13 protein-coding genes are annotated in these 19,002 nt (G+C 74.7%); 8 read left to right on the plus strand and 5 right to left on the minus strand.

All coding sequences use genetic code 11. From position 1 onward, the window contains the following. Positions 1 to 50: 50 nt before the first annotated feature. Positions 51 to 1,301, plus strand: a complete 1,251-nt coding sequence (locus ACZ6X9_RS16550; RefSeq protein ID WP_469779169.1) for an acyl-CoA dehydrogenase family protein — start codon at positions 51 to 53, stop codon at positions 1,299 to 1,301. 146 nt (positions 1,302 to 1,447) lie between these two features. On the opposite strand, the gene ACZ6X9_RS16555 is transcribed toward ACZ6X9_RS16550, so the two are convergent. Next, positions 1,448 to 1,885 (minus strand): cell division protein SepF, encoded by a 438-nt coding sequence (locus ACZ6X9_RS16555; protein ID WP_171172070.1) that lies wholly within the window; start codon positions 1,883 to 1,885, stop codon positions 1,448 to 1,450. Positions 1,886 to 2,127: 242 nt separating this feature from the next. Between ACZ6X9_RS16555 and ACZ6X9_RS16560 the strand changes: the two genes are divergently transcribed. Together ACZ6X9_RS16560 and ACZ6X9_RS16565 are read left to right on the plus strand one after the other, a co-directional pair. Continuing rightward, positions 2,128 to 3,378, plus strand: a complete 1,251-nt coding sequence (locus ACZ6X9_RS16560; protein WP_469779170.1) for a DUF5685 family protein — start codon at positions 2,128 to 2,130, stop codon at positions 3,376 to 3,378. Between the two features lie 456 nt (positions 3,379 to 3,834). Next, a complete protein-coding gene (locus tag ACZ6X9_RS16565) occupies positions 3,835 to 4,770 on the plus strand; it encodes a S1 family peptidase (RefSeq protein WP_469778711.1) in 936 nt (311 codons plus the stop codon). A gap of 213 nt (positions 4,771 to 4,983) precedes the next feature. Here the strand turns inward: ACZ6X9_RS16565 and ACZ6X9_RS16570 are convergent, their stop codons facing one another. Further along, complete coding sequence (locus ACZ6X9_RS16570) at positions 4,984 to 5,301, minus strand: hypothetical protein (RefSeq protein WP_469778712.1); 318 nt, start codon at positions 5,299 to 5,301, stop codon at positions 4,984 to 4,986. A 344-nt stretch (positions 5,302 to 5,645) separates the two neighbouring features. On the opposite strand from ACZ6X9_RS16570, the gene ACZ6X9_RS16575 reads away from it, so the two are divergent. Beyond that, the gene (locus tag ACZ6X9_RS16575; RefSeq protein ID WP_469778713.1) at positions 5,646 to 6,737 is read left to right on the plus strand and encodes a slipin family protein; all 1,092 of its coding nucleotides are present in this window, start codon (positions 5,646 to 5,648) and stop codon (positions 6,735 to 6,737) included. Positions 6,738 to 7,519: 782 nt separating this feature from the next. Here ACZ6X9_RS16575 and ACZ6X9_RS16580 read toward each other — a convergent pair. Together ACZ6X9_RS16580 and ACZ6X9_RS16585 are read right to left on the minus strand one after the other, a co-directional pair. Continuing rightward, positions 7,520 to 7,966: a subtilase-type protease inhibitor gene (locus ACZ6X9_RS16580; protein WP_469778714.1), complete on the minus strand. Its 447-nt coding sequence runs from the start codon at positions 7,964 to 7,966 to the stop codon at positions 7,520 to 7,522. A 459-nt stretch (positions 7,967 to 8,425) separates the two neighbouring features. Continuing rightward, complete coding sequence (locus tag ACZ6X9_RS16585; protein ID WP_469778715.1) at positions 8,426 to 9,478, minus strand: DUF3533 domain-containing protein; 1,053 nt, start codon at positions 9,476 to 9,478, stop codon at positions 8,426 to 8,428. Between the two features lie 173 nt (positions 9,479 to 9,651). Here ACZ6X9_RS16585 and ACZ6X9_RS16590 point away from each other — a divergent pair, with 173 nt between their 5' ends. The 3 genes from ACZ6X9_RS16590 (at position 9,652) to ACZ6X9_RS16600 (ending at position 15,851) form a co-directional block, all read left to right on the plus strand. Beyond that, positions 9,652 to 13,344, plus strand: coding sequence for a DNA polymerase III subunit alpha (locus ACZ6X9_RS16590; RefSeq protein ID WP_469778716.1), 3,693 nt, complete (start codon positions 9,652 to 9,654; stop codon positions 13,342 to 13,344). A gap of 197 nt (positions 13,345 to 13,541) precedes the next feature. Beyond that, positions 13,542 to 14,732 carry a DNA polymerase Y family protein gene (locus ACZ6X9_RS16595; protein ID WP_469778717.1) on the plus strand — a complete coding sequence of 397 codons (1,191 nt, stop codon included), beginning with the start codon at positions 13,542 to 13,544 and terminating at the stop codon, positions 14,730 to 14,732. A 216-nt stretch (positions 14,733 to 14,948) separates the two neighbouring features. Beyond that, positions 14,949 to 15,851 carry an esterase/lipase family protein gene (locus ACZ6X9_RS16600; protein ID WP_469778718.1) on the plus strand — a complete coding sequence of 301 codons (903 nt, stop codon included), beginning with the start codon at positions 14,949 to 14,951 and terminating at the stop codon, positions 15,849 to 15,851. 262 nt (positions 15,852 to 16,113) lie between these two features. Here the strand turns inward: ACZ6X9_RS16600 and ACZ6X9_RS16605 are convergent, their stop codons facing one another. Then, a complete protein-coding gene (locus ACZ6X9_RS16605; protein WP_469778719.1) occupies positions 16,114 to 16,602 on the minus strand; it encodes a GNAT family N-acetyltransferase in 489 nt (162 codons plus the stop codon). 617 nt (positions 16,603 to 17,219) lie between these two features. Here ACZ6X9_RS16605 and ACZ6X9_RS16610 point away from each other — a divergent pair. Beyond that, positions 17,220 to 18,923: an IucA/IucC family siderophore biosynthesis protein gene (locus tag ACZ6X9_RS16610; RefSeq protein WP_469778720.1), complete on the plus strand. Its 1,704-nt coding sequence runs from the start codon at positions 17,220 to 17,222 to the stop codon at positions 18,921 to 18,923. Positions 18,924 to 19,002 lie beyond the last annotated feature (79 nt).

Genomic DNA, 19,002 nt, shown 5'->3' on the forward strand with positions numbered 1-19,002 from the left:
AGCCGCAGGACCGCACCCAGGTGGAGGGGGCCATGCCCGACCAGCCCGCCATGCCCGACCAGCCCGTCGAGGCCGACCGGCCCGTGACGTCCGCCGGGCCCGTCCGGCCCGTCAAGCCGGCGAAGGCCGCCGCGTTCGACCCGCACGACCCGATCGGCATCGACGACCTGCTGACCGACGAGGACCGCGCCGTCCGCGCCACCATGCGGCAGTGGGCCGCCGACCGCGTCCTGCCGCACGTCGCCGAGTGGTACGAGCGCGGCGAGCTGCCCGGCATCCGTGAGCTCGCCCGCGAGCTGGGCTCCCTGGGCGCGCTCGGGATGTCGCTCACGGGCTACGGCTGCGCCGGCGCGAGCGCCGTGCAGTACGGGCTCGCCTGCCTGGAACTGGAGGCGGCCGATTCCGGCGTGCGCTCCCTGGTCTCCGTCCAGGGCTCCCTCGCCATGTACGCCATCCACCGCTTCGGCTCCGAGGAGCAGAAGCGGCGCTGGCTGCCGTCGATGGCCGCGGGCGAGACGATCGGCTGCTTCGCGCTCACCGAGCCCGACCACGGTTCCGACCCCGGCGGCATGCGGACCTACGCCAAGCGCGAGGCCGGCGGCGACTGGGTGCTCACCGGCCGCAAGATGTGGATCACCAACGGCTCGGTGGCCGGTGTCGCCGTCGTCTGGGCGCGGACCGACGAGGGCATCCGCGGCTTCGTCGTCCCCACCGACCGCCCCGGCTTCTCCGCCCCCGAGATCAAGCACAAGTGGTCGCTGCGCGCCTCCGTCACCAGCGAGCTCGTCCTGGACGGGGTGCGGCTGCCCGCCGACGCCGTCCTCCCGGAGGCCGTCGGGCTGCGCGCGCCGCTCGGCTGCCTGAGCCACGCCCGGTACGGAATCGTCTGGGGCGCGATGGGCGCCGCCCGCGCGTGCTTCGAGGCGGCGCTGGACTACGCGCGGACCCGGGAGCAGTTCGGCCGGCCGATCGGCGGTTTCCAGTTGACCCAGGCCAAGCTGGCCGACATGGCGGTGGAGCTGCACAAGGGGATCCTGCTCGCCCATCACCTGGGGCTGCGGATGGACGCGGGGCGGCTGCGGCCGGAGCAGGTGAGTTTCGGGAAGCTGAACAACGTGCGGGAGGCGATCGAGATCTGCCGTACCGCCCGGACGATCCTGGGGGCCAACGGGATCTCGCTGGAGTACCCGGTGATGCGGCACGCGACCAACCTGGAGTCGGTGCTCACCTACGAGGGGACGGTGGAGATGCACCAGTTGGTGCTGGGGAAGGCGTTGACGGGGCTCGACGCGTTCCGGTGAGGGAGCGGGGCCGGGGTCTTCCGGGGCCCCGGGCTCGTCCTCAGGCGCCGGCCGGGCCGAGGTGCGCTCGTCCGACGCGTGAGGACACGCGGCCCGTGTGCCGCGCGAGCCGGGCCCGATGACATGTCGCGGGCCGGCCGGAGGGGTCAGCTCTGGTTGAAGAAGCCCCCGTTCGCCCGGCCCACCGGCTCCCCGTTGACCACCTTGTAGTCGGCCGGGGTGAGCAGGAAGACCCGGTTGGCGACCCGCTCGATGGAGCCGCGGAGGCCGAAGGTCAGACCGGCCGCGAAGTCCACGACCCGCTTGGCGTCGCTCGGTTCCATCGCGGTGAGGTTGACGATCACCGGGACGCCCTCGCGGAACAGCTCGCCGATCCCGCGGGCGTCACGGAAGCCGTCGGGGGTCACCGTGGCGATCCGGGTGCCCTGTTCCTGGGCCGCCTCGTCGGCGACACGGACTCTCGGGTTGGTCACCCAGGAGTCACCGGGCTCGGGCCCCTCGGCGTACTCGTCGTCGTAGTAGCGCTCGTCATCGCTGTCGTCGACGAGGCCAAGCCAGGCACTCGCCTTACGCACCGAACCCATGGACGCCTCCTCTCACACGCGGTGTGTTCCGCCCGCCCCTCTATGGTCGTCCATGATGCGGATGGTGTGCCAAGTGGATAGGGGCCAAGCGAGGATTTCGTGACGCATCTGGTGCAAAGCAGGTGGCGGTGCGTCAGAAACCCCGAAGCCCCCGATGCGAGCCCCCCGCTCGGCCGTGACCGGCCTGTACCGAGCCTATGACTAGGATGCGCCAGTTGCTCGGCACCAACACGGGGGCGTCATTGTTCGGAATCATCAGGCCATGCCGGCATCGGCTTTCGGAGGCCATGCGGACGGAGTGGATGGCTCATCTGTGCGGTCTCTGCCTGGCTTTGAGGGGAGACCATGGGCAGTTTGCCCGAATAGCGACGAACTATGACGGATTGGTGATATCCGTTCTCGTCGAAGCGCAGTCCCCGCGTGCCGGGGAGGCGGCGGACCGGCGGCGCAAGGCCGGACCCTGTCCGTTGCGCGGGATGCGCACGGCGTCGGTCGCCACCGGCGAGGGCGCGCGGCTGGCCGCGTCCGTCTCCCTCGTCCTCGCCTCCGCGAAGCTGCGCGACCACGCGGCCGACGGAGACGGGGCGATGGCCCGTCGTCCGGTGGCCGCGGCGGCCCGCCGGGTCGCCGCCTCCTGGGACCGGGCGGGCGCCCGCACCGGCTCCGACCTGGGTTTCGACACGGCGCTGCTGGTCGACGCGGTCGAGCGGCAGACCGGCCTTGAGGCCCTCGCCGGGCCCGGTACGGCGCTGACCTCGCTCACCGAACCGACGGAGACCGCCACCGCCGCCGCCTTCGGGCACACCGCCGTGCTGGCCGGACGGCCGGAGAACCGGGAGCCGCTGGAGGAGGCGGGCCGGCTCTTCGGGCGGCTCGCGCACCTGCTGGACGCGGTCGAGGACCTGGAGTCCGACGCCGAGTCGGGGGCGTGGAACCCCATCGCCGCGACCGGCGCCGACCTCGCCGACGTCCGGCGGCTGTGCGACGACGCGGTGCACGGGGTGCGGCTCGCGCTCGCCGACGTCGCGTTCGCGAGCAAGGCGCAGGGGCGCCTCGCGCACCTGCTGCTCGTCCACGAACTCCCGCGCGCCGTCGACCGGGCGTTCGCCACGGAGGGGTGCGGGCACCACGGACCCGGGCAGGGCCACGGGCGGGCAGGGGAGCGGGACGGGAGCGAGGGGGCGGGAATCCGGGCCGCGTTCGGGCCGCCGCCCGTCATGCCGCCGCCGCCCGCGCCGCCGGAGCCTCCGCGGCGCGGCCGGCGGCGCGGGCTGACGGCCGGATGCGCGGTGTGGGCCGGGCTCTTCTGCACCTGCCAGGTGTGCTGCCGGGATCCGTACCACGATCCGTGGAGCGGGCAGCCGCGTGAGGGGTGGTGTCACAAGTGCGACTGCGATGGCTGTAGCGATTGCGGTGATTGCTGTGACTGCTGCGGCAACTGCTGTTCCTGTGGAGACAGTTGTGGATGTGATGGCTGCGGATGTGACTGCTGAGGATGAGCGGCCGCCGAGGGCGTGAGGGCGGCGCTTCCGCGAAGTGCCGGGCTTCGCTCGGACGTCGTGTCTTCGGCCGTGCCGGACGGTGGCTGTTCGGCGAGGGGCGTACGGGGTGATGGGGGCGGATGAGGTGTCCGCCCGGCGGGGAAGTGCCCGGAACGACCGATTCGACCCTTGCGGCCGGGGCCGCCGGGTCGAATACTCCCTCATCAGTGCTTGTCAGGGGCGCGGCGCGGGAACGGAGCGCGCCGCGCCGTGCCGTGTGCGGCCCCGCCCCTCCGGGAGGCGCCGGTGCCGGTGTCAAGGCGCCGGTGGGAAGGCATCGGTGGGAAGGCATCGGTGGGAAAGGCGCCGGTGGGAAGGCACCGGCGTGAAGACCTGGGCGTGCCGTCGCCGGCGTGAAGATCTGAGCATGCAGTCGCCAGCAGAGGACATCAGCGTGAGGACAGCAGCGTGAGGAACAAGCGCACCGCCCGCACCACCGTCCCGGCCGCCCTCGTCACCCCGCCCGGCAGAAGAGCCGCCGCCCTCGGCGCCGCGCTGCTCGCCGTCTCCGCCTTCGCCGCCACCCCCGCCGGGGCGGCCCCCGGCGCCCCGGCGGTGCCCTCCGCCGCCCGGCTCGCCGCGCTGAGCACCGCGGTCGGCGAGGCCGACGTGCCGGGCACCGCCTGGGCGGTCGACGAGCGGACCCACGAGGTGGTCGTGACCGCCGACGCGACCGTCCCGGCCGAGGGCGTCGACCGGATCAGACGGGCGGCCGGGCCGGACACCGACGCGATACGCGTCGAACGCGCCCCCGGGACCTTCCGGCCGCTGATCGCCGGCGGCGACGCGGTGCACGCCGGCGACTGGCGCTGCTCGGCGGGGTTCAACGTCCGCAAGGGCACCACCTACTACTTCCTCACCGCCGGCCACTGCACCGAGGGCAGGCCCGACTACTACGCCGACCCCGGGCACCGCGTGCCGGTCGGCCCCACCGCCGCCGGCACCTTCCCCGGGGCCGACCACGGGCTCGTGCGCTACGCCAACGGCACGCTGCCCCACCCGAGCGCCGTCGACCTCTACGACGGCGAGTCGCAGCGCATCACCTCCGCGGCCATGCCCCGCGTCGGGCAGAGCGTCCGCCGCAGCGGTTCCACCACCGGGGTGCGCGGGGGGCGGGTCACCGCGCTGAACGCCACGGTCAACTACGGCAACGGGCAGGTCGTCCGGGGTCTGATCAAGACGGACGTCTGCGCGGAGCCGGGCGACAGCGGGGGCGCCCTCTTCTCCGGTTCCACGGCGCTGGGCCTGGCCTCCGGCGGCAGCGGCGACTGCCGCAAGGGCGGGACGACCTTCTACCAACCCGTCGTCGCGGCGCTCGACGCCTACGGCGTCCGCCTCTTCTGAACCCGGGCGCCGCCCGCTCCGGGGGCCTCCTCGGGAAGCAGGGTGCGGGGAGCGGGGAGCGGGAGCGGACGGGCGGCCGAAAGGCCGGACGGACGGTCTTCGGGGCGCCAGGGTCCCTCCGTCGGAACCCCGAGGGGCGCCGGTTGGGCCGGCGCCCCTCGGTTCACCGCGGTGCGAGCGCCGGGCCGGCGCCGCGCGGGTGCCGCTCCCCGCTCACCGCGGCCCGGTGCAGTTGCCCTGGACGGTCACCCAGATGTTGTCGTCGGGCGTGGTGCCACTGGCCACCACGCCCCAGGGGTAGCAGTTCTTCGGGAGCTTGTGGTTCGCGTTCGCCCGGGCGCCGTCCAGCGAGCCGGCGACCCCGGTGACGTAGACGTAGTAGGTGGACGAGTCCGCCGTCGCCGCTCCCCGGGCCGGCGCGGCAGTGGCGGCCGACGCGGGGGCGGCCGACGCAGTGGCGGCCGGTGCCACCCCGGCCAGCAGGGCCGCCGCGACCGCGGCGAGTCCGGCCGTCGCAAGCTTTCCGTTCACAGAAACCTCCACATCAACTTCCCCGCGACGAACGGTAGTTACGCCGCACACGAGGAAATCTAGGGCAACCTCGCGCGCCACAAAAGTGGTTGCACTATCTACAAACACGTTTCGTAACTGCCGTCCCCGGACGGGGGAAGCCCGGACGGCCGGTCGGATCACCGCGCCGTGGCGAGTGGAGAGCGGGCCCGGGGCCAGGCGACGGGGGCGGCCGGCGGAAGGCCGCTCGGAGCCGCGGGCCGCCTGGCCGGGTCATGCGAGAACAGGGCTTCCCAGGGCTCGACCCGGGGTCCGGCGAGGCATACCGTGGACATATCGCCTGTCGTGGGACACAGGGGGCCGTGATGGTCGAAGACCTCGTGGTGGCGGCCGTGGCCGCGGCGTCCGCAGGAGCGGTGTACCTGATGGCGGCGGCCCGGGTGATCAAGCAGTACGAACGCGGCGTCGTCCTGCGCCTGGGCAAGCTGCGCAGTGAGGTCCGGCCGCCGGGCCTCACCATGGTCATTCCGGGCGTGGACCGGCTCCGCAAGGTGAACATGCAGATCGTCACGCTGCCCGTACCCGCCCAGGAGGGCATCACCCGGGACAACGTGACCGTCCGGGTCGACGCCGTCGTCTACTTCAAGGTCGTCAACGCGGCGGAGGCCGTCATCCAGGTCGAGGACTACCGCTTCGCGGTCTCGCAGATGGCCCAGACCTCGTTGCGCTCGATCATCGGCAAGAGCGACCTGGACGACCTGCTGTCCAACCGGGAGAAGCTCAACCAGGGCCTGGAGCTGATGCTCGACAGCCCCGCCATCGGCTGGGGCGTGCAGATCGACCGGGTGGAGATCAAGGACGTCTCGCTGCCCGAGACGATGAAGCGCTCGATGTCGCGGCAGGCGGAGGCGGAACGGGAGCGCCGGGCGCGGGTGATCAACGCGGACGCGGAACTGCTGGCGTCGAAGAAGCTGGCGGAGGCCGCCGCGACCATGTCCGCGCAGCCCTCGGCCCTGCAACTGCGGCTTCTCCAGACCATCGTGGCGGTGGCGGCGGAGAAGAACTCGACGCTGGTGCTGCCGTTCCCGGTGGAGTTGCTGCGGTTCCTGGAACGGGCGGGGGCGGGGCCGCCGGCGGACGGCGGACGGGCGGGGGAGGGGCGGCCTCCCGAGGAGCGGGCCGTCGGAGAGCGGACTGTCGGCGAACGGGTCGTCGGGGAGCGGATTGCCGGCGAACGGGACGTCGACGAACGGGATGTCGACGAGCGGGCTGTGGAAGGGCGGGCCGTAGAAGGGCGCAAGGCGCAGGGGTGGACGGTCGAAGGATGGACGCCGGAGGAGCGGACGGCGGAGAAGGAGGCCGTTCCGGAGCCGCCGCGCGGCGATGCCGGAGAAGCGGCGACAGGTGGTGGACGGGCAGCCGGCCCAGGTGAGTCCGGCAGTGACGGGCCGCAGTGACCGGCCGGAGTGACCGGCCGGAGTGACGGGCCGGGGAGGCGCGGGAGGTCGATGGGCTCGGTGAGGGGTGACCCCCTGGGGGTGGGAGTGGGGTGCCGCCCTGCGGTCCCGCCCCCGGGTCCTCTCTCCCGGTCGCCCTCCGGACCACCGAAGCGGCGCTGCGCGCGCATGGGCATGCACGCGACCGGAAGTCGCCCTTGTGCGCTCCCACCCCGGGTGGGGACACTCGGACGCACGAACTTGGCATGGACGCGTCCTCCTGGTCCGGGGCGCGGTCGTGTCCCCGCGCGGCTCTCCGGACCCGGAAGGTCATCCGCCGCCGGGGACGAACCCCCCACTGGAGGTGACCGGTTGAAGACCTTCCGGCCGTCCGTGCGCGGTGCGCCGGCCGGCGCCCGGCGGCCGAGGCCGTCGCCCGGTTCGGGGACGCGGTGACGGTCCGGAGGTCCGCCGCCCGCGCCGACGCCGTCGGCGGCCGGTCGGGTGTTGCGTGGGGGACGCGCGCGATCGTCGCGGAGTCCTCGGGCTTCCCCGGTCATGACCGCACCTCGGAGGCCCGCACCTCGGAGGCCCGTGCCCCGGACGGGAGGGACTCCCGCCGGCCGACGCCTCCGGCGCCCGCGACGCCGCGGGCGCCGGGCGGGCGCGTCGGCTGAACTCCGGGTCGCGAGCGGGACGTCGCCGCTCCGCCCGGTCACGGACGGCGGCCCCCGGACACACCTCCACGGTGTCCGGGGGCCGCCTCACGCGCGGGGCCCTGCGGGCTCACGGCCCGACCGGCGTCAGAACTCGAAGACGGTGCCCTTGCTCGCCTTCATCTCGCACGGGTTGGCGAACGTGTGCTCGTACTTGACGCGCTGACCTTCCCAGACGCCTTCCGCGGTCACGACGAACGGGTTCCACTCCTTGGTGCAGGCCGTGCCGGACTTCACCTTGGTGATGGTGGCGAAGTCGCCGTTCGCGGCGCGCAGTTGGTCACATGCCCCACGGGCGTCCGGGTGGCTTCCACTCGGCTTGGGCATGCAGTTGAGGGTCACCGCACGCTGGACGCCGGCGGAGGCGGCCTTGTCGCCCTGACCGACGGTGAGCACCAGTGCCGAGGGCGCGTACAGGCTCTGCTGGGCGGCGGGTGCGGGCGTGGGCGCCGCGCTAGCGGTGGCCCCGGCCCCCACCAGGCTGCCCAGGATCAACGCTGACCCCAGGGCGATCCCCCCAGTGATGTACCGCATTCCGAACACTCCCTTGTTCGTGGGTTCTGATAACGCTCGGAAGTTTGGCCCATGCGGTGCGTGAACGCACATGCATCGATCGCTTTCAGTCGCTGGTTGAAAGCGTTGTGTAGTGGCTCGTTTCCGCTGTTCATGGAGGGGTGGGAGAGGCGGCGCGTGCGGCCGGGACGGTGCAGGGCGTCCGGTCTGGCGGGATTGGGGCGATTTAATGTTGCGGGAGTATTGACCTGCGCTAACCCCTTGCCATCGTTGATCGGGCGGCAACTGCCCTTTGGAAATCAAGGATTGGCGGGGAGTGGATTCGATGAATCCGGAGTTCGGGGCGGAGGGTCCGGCTCCGGGCAGGGCTCGGCCGAAAAGAGGGGCGGCCGGGGCGGGGGAGGGTTTCCGGACGCCCCGGGGATGGCTCGGTAATGACCGAAGAGGCGCCATCCCGACCGTCTGGTATGGGTGTTCAGGTCACCTGGTGGTCGATTCCTGTTCTCCGGGACCCTGAAACCGTTCGCTGGTGGTCTTGTTCCGTTCACGGAGGATCGCGCCCACCCAGGTGACCGCGGCGCCGGCCACCGCCCAGCCGGACAGCACCAGCAGGGGGCAGGTCAGGGCGTTGCCGTCGAAGTAGGCGAGGGAACGGGCGGACCAGGTGCCGGCGCCGGGCGGGAGCGCCGGGCCGATCGCCCGCCAGAAGGGCGGCAGCAGGGGATAGGGGTACGCGCCGCCCGCGCTCGGGTTGCCGAGGACGACGACGATCGCGATCGCCAGCCCGATGCCGACGACGCCCGCCAGGCTCTGCAGGGCCAGGGTGAGGGCGCCCACCGCGAAGACCACCAGTGTCCCCAGTCCCCACAGCGGGGCGACACCGGCCGGCAGCGCGTCCAGGACGGGCCCGGTGATCACCGCGCCGAGCAGGCCGGAGACGGCCGCGTAGACCGCGAGGGCGGCCAGCCGGATGGTGGCGCGGTGCGGGTTGGCGGGGCGGGCGCCCGCGCTGATCGCGAGGATCGCGGCACACAGGTACCCGCCCACGCACCACCCCACCACCAGGTAGAACGAGGTCAGGCCGCGCGAGTCGCCGGCCGCGGCGGGGGCGATGTCGACGACCTTCACCGACCGGTGCTCGGCCGCCTCGGCCCGGGTGGCGATCGCCTCGGCGGCCTGGGCGAGCGAAGCGCCCGCGCCGCTCGCGACGAGCAGGGTGTCCTTGGTGCCGCGCGGGTCGACCACCAGGGCCGCGTCCAGGTCGCGCTCCCGCAGTTTCCGCTCGGCCGCCGCCCGGTCGGCCGTCACGCGCGGGTCCAGCGGGTCGCCCGGCAGCCGGTCCAGCCGGTCGGCCAGGGAACCGGCCGCCTGCCGGGGCGCCACCACGCCCAGCCGGATGTCCCGCGGCTCGGGGTGGTGGAACGCCCCCACATAGGAGGCGATGAAGGCGAGCTGGAGGACGAGGACGCCGGTCACCAGGAGCGCGGCGCGGCCGGTCACCGCGTCGCGCACCTCCCGGACGAAAGAGCTCATGTCCCGAGCCTGCGGGGCGCGGCCGGGCGGCGCAGGCGGGGCGGGCCGATCGGGGGAGCCGGGCAGGACGCTCGTACGCGTGTTCGTACGAATGTTCGATGAGTGGTTTATGGTGGAGGGAGAGGGGCGGAAATCAGCCAGGGGGTCATGACGGGCGAACGGCGGGAGGTGCGATGGGTGCTCGTTCGGCGTTCCCGTCGGAACCGACGCGTCCGGGGTCGTCGCGGGTGTCCCCGGAGTTCCCCGGGGCTTCCGCGCCGGCCACGGCCTCTCCCACGCCTTCGCGGCCCGTGCCCCCGGCGGCCCCGGTCCACCGTGCGGCCGCCCGGTCCGGGGCCCCGCGCGCCCGGGCCTCCGCCTCTCCCTTCACCCACCTGCACGTCGCCTCCGGCTTCTCCGCGCGCTACGGCGCCTCGCACCCCGAACGGCTCGCCGAGCGGGCGGCCGAGCGCGGGATGGACGCGCTCGCGCTCACCGACCGCGACACCCTCGCCGGTGCCGTCCGGTTCGCCCGCGCCACCGCCGCCGCCGGGGTGCGCCCGCTGTTTGGCGTGGACCTGGCCGTGCGCGGCCCGGAGCCCGCGCCCGGCGAGACCGTCCGCCGCCGCGGCCCCGTGCGCGGCGGGGCGTTCGTCGACGAGTCCGCGCCCCGCGCCGTCTTCCTCGCCCGCGACGGCGCGTTCGGCTGGGCCGCGCTGTGCGGCCTGGTCACCGCCGCTCACACCAGGCACAGCGCTGACGCCGCTCACACCGGGCACACCGCTCACACAGGGCACGCCGGTCCCGCCGACCGCCCCGAGCTGCCCTGGGCGGAGGCCGCGGCCTCCGCCGCGGGCCCGCGTCCGCCGGTGTTCGTCCTGCTCGGGCCGGACTCCGAGGCCGGCCGCGCCCTCGCCGCCGGCCGCCCCGACCGGGCGGCCCGGCTGCTCGCGCCGTGGCGTGAAACGTTCGGTGACGCGCTCCGGCTGGAGGTCGTCTGGCACGGCCGCACCGGCACCGGGCCCGGCTCGCTGCGGCTCGCCGCCCGTACCCTCGGCCTCGCCGCCGACCTGGGCGTACCGGCCGTCCTCAGCAATGCCGCGCGCTACGCCGACCCCGGCCTGGGGCCCGTCGCCGACGTGCTCGACGCGGCCCGCCGCCTGGTGCCCGTCGACTTCCGCCGGCCCGAGGCGCTGGACGGCGGCGAGCGCTGGCTCAAGGACCCCGGAGCCATGGCCGCCGCCGCCGAACGGATCGCGGAGGCCGCCGGACTGGGCCGGGACGCCGCCCGGCGGCTGCTCGGCACCACCGAGGAGACCGCCGCCGCCTGCCGCGTCGACCCCGAGGACGACATCGGCCTGGGCTCCGTCCACTTCCCCGAACCGCGCCTGGTCGGCGCGGACCGGCGCACCGCCGACCGGGTGCTGCGCTCCCGCTGCACCGCCGGCCTGGTGCGGCGCGGCCTCGACCGCGGTCCCCGTGGCCGGGAGTACCGGGACCGGCTGGACGACGAGCTGGACGTCATCGCGCGGCGCGGCTTCGCGTCGTACTTCCTCACCGTCGCCCGGGTCGTGGACGACGCCCGCGAGCTCGGCGTCCGCGTCGCCGCCCGCGGCTCCGGCGCCGGCTCGCTGGTCAACCACCTGCTGGGCATCGCCGGTGCCGACCCGGTCGAACACGGCCTGCTGATGGAGCGGTTCCTCTCCACCCGGCGGGCCGCGCTGCCCGACATCGACATCGACGTCGAGTCCGCGCGCCGGCTGGACGTCTACCGCGCGATCTTCGACCGGTTCGGCCCGGAGCGGGTCGCGACCGTCGCCATGCCCGAGACCTACCGGGTCCGGCACGCCCTGCGCGACGTGGGCGCGGCGCTCGGCATGGATCCGGCCGAGGTGGACCGGCTCGCCAAGGCGTTCCCGCACATCCGGGCGCGCGACGCGCGGGCCGCCCTCGCCGAGCTGCCCGAGCTGCGCGGCATCCGGCCGGAGCGGTACGGGCGGCTGTGGGAGCTGACCGAGGCGCTGGACGCGCTGCCGCGCGGCGTCGCCATGCACCCGTGCGGCGTCCTGCTGTCCGACGCGAGCCTGCGCGCCCGCACCCCCGTCGTGCCGACCAGCGGCGAGGGCTTCCCGATGTCCCAGTTCGACAAGGACGACGTGGAGGAGCTGGGCCTGCTCAAGCTCGACGTACTGGGCGTGCGGATGCAGTCCGCGATGGCGCACGCGGTGGACGAGGTCGAACGGGCCACCGGCCGCCGCATCGACCTCGACGACCCGGCGCAGGTCCGGCCCGGGGACCCGCGCACGTACGCGCTGATCCGCTCCGCCGAGACGCTCGGCTGCTTCCAGATCGAGTCGCCCGGCCAGCGCGACCTCGTCGGCCGGCTCCAGCCGGAGACCTTCCACGACCTCGTCGTCGACATCTCGCTGTTCCGGCCCGGCCCGGTCGCCGCCGACATGGTGCGCCCCTTCATCGAGGCCCGGCACGGCCGCGCGCCCGCCCGGTACCCGCACCCGGACCTGGCGGAGGTGCTCAAGGAGACCTACGGCGTGGTCGTCTTCCATGAGCAGGTGATCGAGATCCTGCGTGTCATGACCGGTTGCGACCGGGGTGAGGGGGACGAGATGCGGCGCGCGCTCTCCAAGCCCGAGTTGCTCGGCCGGGTGCGGGCCTGGTTCGCGGACCGGGCGGCGGAGCGCGGCTACTCCCCCGACGTCGTCCGCCGCACCTGGGAGATCGTCGAGGCGTTCGGCTCGTACGGCTTCTGCAAGGCGCACGCCGTCGCCTTCGCGGTGCCCACCTACCAGTCGGCCTGGCTCAAGGCGCACCACCCGGCCGCGTTCTACGCCGGGTTGCTCACCCACGACCCGGGGATGTACCCCAAGCGGCTGCTGCTCGCGGACGCGCGGCGGCACGGGGTGCCGGTGCTGCCGCTGGACGTGAACCGTTCGGACGCCGCCTATCGGATCGAACTGGTGTCCGAGAGGCGGTTCGGGATCCGGCTCGCCCTCTCCGAGGTGCACGGCATCACCGAGGCCGAGACGGAACGGATCGTGGCCGGCCGCCCCTACAGCTCCCTCCCGGACCTGTGGCGACGGGCCCGGCCCCGCCTCCCCGTCGCCGAAGGGTTGGCGCGCGTCGGGGCGTTGGACGCGTTCGGCGCCAACCGGCGCGACCTGCTCCTGCACCTCGCCGAGCTCCACCGCCACCAGCGGGGGCCCGCCGCCGCCCAGCCGACCCTGGTCGACGACGTGCGGACCGAGCCGATCGGCCTGCCCGACCTCGACGCGCAGGAGCGGCTGGGCGCCGAGCTGAACGTGCTCGGCATGGACACCTCGCGCCATCTGATGACCGATCACCGTTCTTTTCTGCGGGAGTTGGGTGTACTCCCGGCGAACCGGCTGCGCGACGCGCGGCACGGCGAGACCGTCCTGGTCGCGGGCGCCAAGGCGGCCACCCAGACCCCGCCGGTCCGGTCCGGCCGGCGGGTGGTCTTCGCGACCCTGGACGACGGCACGGGCCTGGTCGACTGCGCCTTCTTCGACGACTCCCACGCGGCCTGCGCCCACACGGTCTTCCACTCCTGGCTGCTGCTGGTCCGCGGCACGGTCCAGCGGCGCGGGCCGCGCAGCTTCAGCGTGGTCGGCGTCCGGGCGTGGAACCTCGCGGAGCTCGCCGCCCTCCGGGCGGAGGGCGGACTGGAGGCGGTGGCCGACGTGCTGGCCCGGCCGGCGGAGGAGGGCCCCGGCCCCGGAGCGCCCCGGCGGCGCGTCGACATGCCCACCGGTTACGCGATGCACCCCTGGGCCGACCTCCGGCCGGCGGGGGAGGGGACGGCCACGGGACGGAAGCTGTGGCACGCGAGTCAGGGGAGCGCGGGGCGATGAGTGAGGTGACGCGCAGGCTGACGGCCGTTCCGGATCCGGAAGCGGGCCTGGCACCGTCGCGCTTGGAGCCGGGCTTGGAGCCGGGCTTGGGACCTTCGCGCCTGGAGCCGGGTTCGGAACCGTCGCACCCGGAACCGGGCCTGGGACCGGATGCGGAGCCGGGCCCGGGACCGGAACCGGCGCCGGGATCGGGCCTGATGCCGGGCCCGGGCTCGGGGTCGGTTCGTCGGCTGCGGGCGGCCGAGGGGCTGCGGCCGGCCGAGGGCGCGGGCGCCCGGCGGGCCGCGCCGGACGGGAGTGCTTCCGCCACCCCCGTGCTGTACGTCCGTTTCCACCCGGCCGCGGACGCGTCCGCTCCGGGTGCCGCCGCTCCGCGCCCCCGCGGCACGGGCCCGTCCGCTCCGGGCGCCCGGACCCTGGGCGCCGCCGCCCCGGGGGCCTCCCTCGACGAGGAGGTCTACGACGGTCTCCTCGCCCTGCTCGCGGAGGTCACCCCCGTCGTCCAGGCGCTGCCGCCGGCCGCCGCGCTCGCCGACGTCCGGGGCGCGACCCGGTACTTCGGCCGCGACCCCGCAGGACTCGCCGCCCTGCTGCGGGTCCGGAGCCTCGCCCGGTACGGCGTCGACTGCGCGGTCGGCGTCGCCGCCAACCCGATGCTGGCGCGGATGGCCGCCCAGGACGCGCCGCCCGGCGCGGTCCGCGTACTGCCGGCGGACGACGCCGAGGTGGCCGCCTTCCTCGCCCGCAGGCCGGCGGCGGCCCTGTACGGCGTCGGTCCCGCCACCGCCCGTACCCTCTGCGCGTACGGGCTCGACAGCGTCGGCCGGATCGCCGCCGCGCCGCTGCCCGCACTCCAGCGCATCCTGGGCGCCGCCGCCGGGCGGACGCTGTACGAACGGGCGCACGGCATCGACCCCACGCCGGTGACCCCGGAGGCGCGGGCCCGCTCGATGGGCGCGGAGCACCGGTTCGGCGCCGACGAGCTGGATCCGGAGCGGCGCCGGCGCGCCCTGCTCGCGCTCGCCGACGGGCTCGGGGCCCGGCTGCGCGGCGACGGCCAGGTCGCCCGCGGCCTCACCCTCACCGTCCGGTACGCCGACGGTTCCACCACCACGCGGACCCGTACCTTCACCGAACCGACCGCGCACACACCGGAGTTGACCACCGTGGCGTACGAACTGCACGGTGCGCTCGGTCTGCAGCGGGCCCGGGTGCGGGCGGTGGCGCTGCGCGCCGAGCAGCTCGCCGACGCCGAAGGGGCCCCGCGTCAGTTGACGTTCGACGCGGCCGACGACAAGGCGCGCCGGGTGGAGGCGGCCGTCGACCGGGCGCGGGCGCGCTTCGGCCCGTCGGCGGTGGGGCCGGCGGCGGCGCTGCACGTCGCCTGACTGGGATCGCCGGGTGCCCGAGTCCGCGTACCACCTCGCTGTTACTGCCGCGTAACTGGCCGAATTCGTGCGAACCAAGAGGCGTCGAACTTCTTGACGATGTCATGACCTTCCCGCAACCTACTCGCACGTAAGTTGATGCCCTTTCAGCGCGAGGCTCCCTCCTGGCCGTCGTGTCGCTGCCGTGCGCCCACTCCCACCTGCGAGGTTTCCTTTATGTCCGGAATCCGAAGACTCCGCTGTTTCCGCGAAGCCCGCCCCCTGCTCCGCGTTCTCGGCACCCTGTTGCCCGCCCTGGCCCTGGTGCTCGCCGCCGGAGCGGCGGCACCGGCCGCCGACGCGGGTACGCGCACGGTCAGCCGTGGCTGGAACGACTTCTCCTGCAAGCCGTCACCCGCCCACCCCCGGCCCGTGGTCCTCATCCACGGCACCCTCGGCAACTCGGTGGACAACTGGCTCTTCCTCGCCCCCTACCTGGTGAACCGCGGCTACTGCGTCTTCTCGCTCGACTACGGCCGGATCGCCGGCGTCCCGGTCTTCAACGGCCTCGGCCCGGTCGAGCAGTCGTCGGCCCAGCTCTCCGCCTACGTCGACCGGGTCCGAGAGGCCACCGGCACCCCGAAGGTGGACCTCGTCGGCCACTCCCAGGGCGGCGGCGTGATGCCGCGCTACTACCTCAACTTCCTGGACGGCGCGGGCAAGGTGAACTCACTGACCGGGCTCGCCCCCTCCAATCACGGCACGACCCTCTCGGGCCTCACCAAGCTCATGGACAAGATCCCGGGCGCCCGCCAGGCGATCCACGGCGCCACCCCCGGCCTCACCGACCAGGCCATCGGCTCGGACTTCCTCAAGAAGCTGAACTCCCGCCCCGACACGGTGCCCGGCGTCCGCTACACGGTCGTCGCCACCAAGTACGACGAGGTCGTCACCCCGTACCAGACCTCGTACCTCTCCGGCCCGAACGTCCGCAACATCCTGCTCCAGGACCGCTGCTCCGTCGACCTCTCCGAACACGTCGCGACCGGCATGGTCGACCGCGTCGCCTTCAAGGAGGTCGCCAACGCCCTCGACCCGGCCCACGCGACCCCGGCCACGTGCGCGGACATGGTGAGCTGAAACGTTCCACTCGCTCCTGAGGAAGCGATTGCCCGACTTTTCGGGGCGTCCGCACCGGCCACCCGGGGTGCGGACGCCCTCTGCGTACGCGGCCCGGAGGTGTGACCATACGGCTGCGACGGACGCGGGTCCTTGCTTGACGGGGGCGCCGGCTCCTCCCTCTGGATCCACGTGCCCGTCCTCTCCGACGTACCGCGGCCAAGGCCGCTGTCGGGTGCCGGGTGTGGTTACCGGTCGGCGATCCCGACGGGGAGCGCAGCCCTCAGACCGTGGTGACGGGGCGCGTCATCGTGTGTTCCAGGCGGGGTTCGCCCGGGCGGACGGGGTGAGATTCTCCCGTGGGGGTGAAGCCCCGCCGCCGGTAGTAGCGTTCGGCGCGGGCGTTGTCGGCGGTGACCCGGAGGCGGAGTGTGGTGTGGCCGTGGCCGGCCGCCCAGGCGAGGGTCGCGTCGAGGAGGAGGTCCGCGGCGCCCGAGCCGCGGGCGGTGGGGGCGACCCAGAAGGAGACGAGGTCGGCCGTCCGGGGGCCGTCGGGGAGCACGCCGGCGAGTCCGCACGGTTCGCCCTCCCGTTCCGCGAGGAACGTGTTGCGCCGGGTGAGGCGCTCCCGCCATGTCTCTTCCGTGAAGGCGTGCTCGCGGGCCCATGTGGAGCCGAACGCCTCGGGCGCGTCGGCGAGCGCCGCCAGGCGGACGGAGCGGTAGAGGCGCCATTCGTCGGGGTGGAGCGGGCGGATGGTGATCTGTGCCATGGGGGCGACCGTCCCAGGCTGGGCGGCAGGGGGCAAGCGACTTTCCGCCTCGCGGGGACATAGGGGATGTAAGCGGCTTCTCGCTCAACCGCGTTGACAGAGTTAGGGTTGCCTAACCTAAGGTCGACTCGTGAGCGCGAACCACCCCCGTTTCGCCGCGGTCTCGCGCGCGCCCCGGGCCGCCACGCGCGGCCGTCGTCGGCGGTAGCGGCAGTGGCGACGCCGGTGCCGGTGCCGCGGTCCCCGTCCGACGGCGCCTCGGCGCGACGGCACCTCTGTGAACGCGACGGCACCTCTGTAATACGGCCGACCCGGTTCCGGGCCGGCCCCCGGACCCGGCCTGCCGCGCGGCCCCACCCGCCGCGGGCCCCCTCGGCGTACCCGCGGCACCCCTGCCGATCCCGAACCGAAGCCACGCCGATCCCGAACCGAAGCCACCCGAATCCGAACCGAAGCCACGCCGAATCCGAACCCGACACCGACCTCCTCCTCGCCCTCGGCCCGAAAGGCGTTTCCGTGCGGCTGACCGAACGTTTCCCCTCCCTTGTGGCCCGCGTCCGTTCCCACGTGTCCCGCGCGCCGCGTCCGTCGGAGCGCGGCGCGCGGGAGGGTGCCGTATGAGCGGGCGGGTCCCGGACGGCGGCGTGGAGGGCGGGCTCGTCGCCCGTGTCCTCGACGCCGTGCTCCGCGAGGACGTCTGCCGACTGCGCGGCACGGCGCGGGCCACGAGCCGCCCGGACGGGGAGCGGCTGGCGCTGACCGTGGCCGGGGAAACGATCCTGCTGCCGGTCGCCTACGACGGTCCGGGCGGCGCGGCGCGCGTCCGCGCACCCCTGCTGGAGACCCCGGACGGCGTCGTCACCGGGCTGGACGCCGTCCTGGCGCGGCTGCGCCCGGCGGCGGACCCCCGGGAGCGCGCCGGGTTCGACGCCTTCGCCGCCGCCTGCGCGGCCGAACTCGCCGCCCTGCGGCTCCGCGAGCGGACCCGCGGTGAGGTCGCCGAGCGGCTGGCGGCGGCGTACGGGCGGAGCGCCGCCGAGTGGAACGGGCCGCGCGGCGCCCTCGCGTTCGACGTGCTCGCCGCCCGCCGCCCCGACCCGGACCCGCCGACGGGTCACCCCGGGGCACCGGAGCCCCTGGAACCCCTCGCGTACGCCCCGGAGTTCCACGCCTGTTTCGGGCTCCGTTGGGTCGCCCTGCCGGACGCGGCCGTCCGCCGGGGGCCGGAACATCCCCCCGCGTGGTGGCCGGCACCCGGCGACCTCGGTCTCCCCGGCCTGTCCGGCACGCACACCATGCTGCCGGTGCACCCGTTGACCGCCGGTGCGCCGCTCGCCCGGGCGCTGCGCGCCGCCGGCCTCGACGCCGCCGCCCGGCTCGCCGAGAAACCCTGGGCGGACGTGGTGCCGACGCGGTCCACCGCGACCCTCGCCCTGACCGAAGCGCCCGGAACCCGGCTCGAACTGCCGCTCCCCGCCGCCGGGTACGCCCCCGGGCAGGCCACCGCCACCGCGCCCGCCGCACTCGCCGACGCCGTGGTGACGCAACGCCTCCTGGACGAAGTCCTGCTGTGCGAGCCGTACTTCGCCGGTTCCGTCCTCCCGGCCGACGCGGACACCTACCTGCACGCGGGGCACCCGCTGCTCACCGTCCGGGTGCGCCGCGGACCGCGCGAGCCGGCCGACGGTCACACGGTCCCCGTCGCCGCGCTGGCGGCCCGGACCCCGGACGGCGAGACGGTCGCCGACGCGCTCGCCCGGCGCTACTACGGGGGCTCGGCGCGAGCCTTCGCCGACGCCTACCTGACGCTGCTGCTGGACTGGTCCACCACCCTCTTCTCGTACGGCGTCGCCCTGGAGACGCACCCCCGGGACCTGGCGGTCGTCCTCGACGAACCCCACGGCCGGACCCGGTTGCGGCTCCTCTACCGGGACCACGCCAGCCCCCGTGTGAACGGCGTACGGCTCGCCTCGCGGCTCGGCGGCGAGGCCGCCGACCTCCTCGGCTTCGCCGACCGGGGCATCCTCGCCGGACACGACGGGCCCGTCGCCGACCTCCTCGCCGCCGGAGTCCTCCGCCGGTGCGCGGTGGAACCCCTGGCCGCGCTCACCGGAACCGGCCGGGGCGACGGTCTCCGCCTGCTGCGCGCCCGCCTCACCGACGCCCTGGACCGCATCCCGCCCGGCGCCGCGACCGTCCTGCGCACCCGCCTTCTGGACGCCGGCCGGCTCCCGGTCCGCGCCGCCCTCGCCCCGGCTCTCCGGCCGGGCTCCCCGCCGTACGTCAACGTGCCCAACTACCTGACGGCGCCTTGGGGGTGAGGCGGGCAGGGGCGAGGGGTGGCGGCGGCGCCGCCGTGCGCGTCTTGCCCCACGTGTGCCGGTCACAGCGGCCCGGAAA

The organism is Streptomyces sp. NPDC052910 (assembly GCF_055585605.1).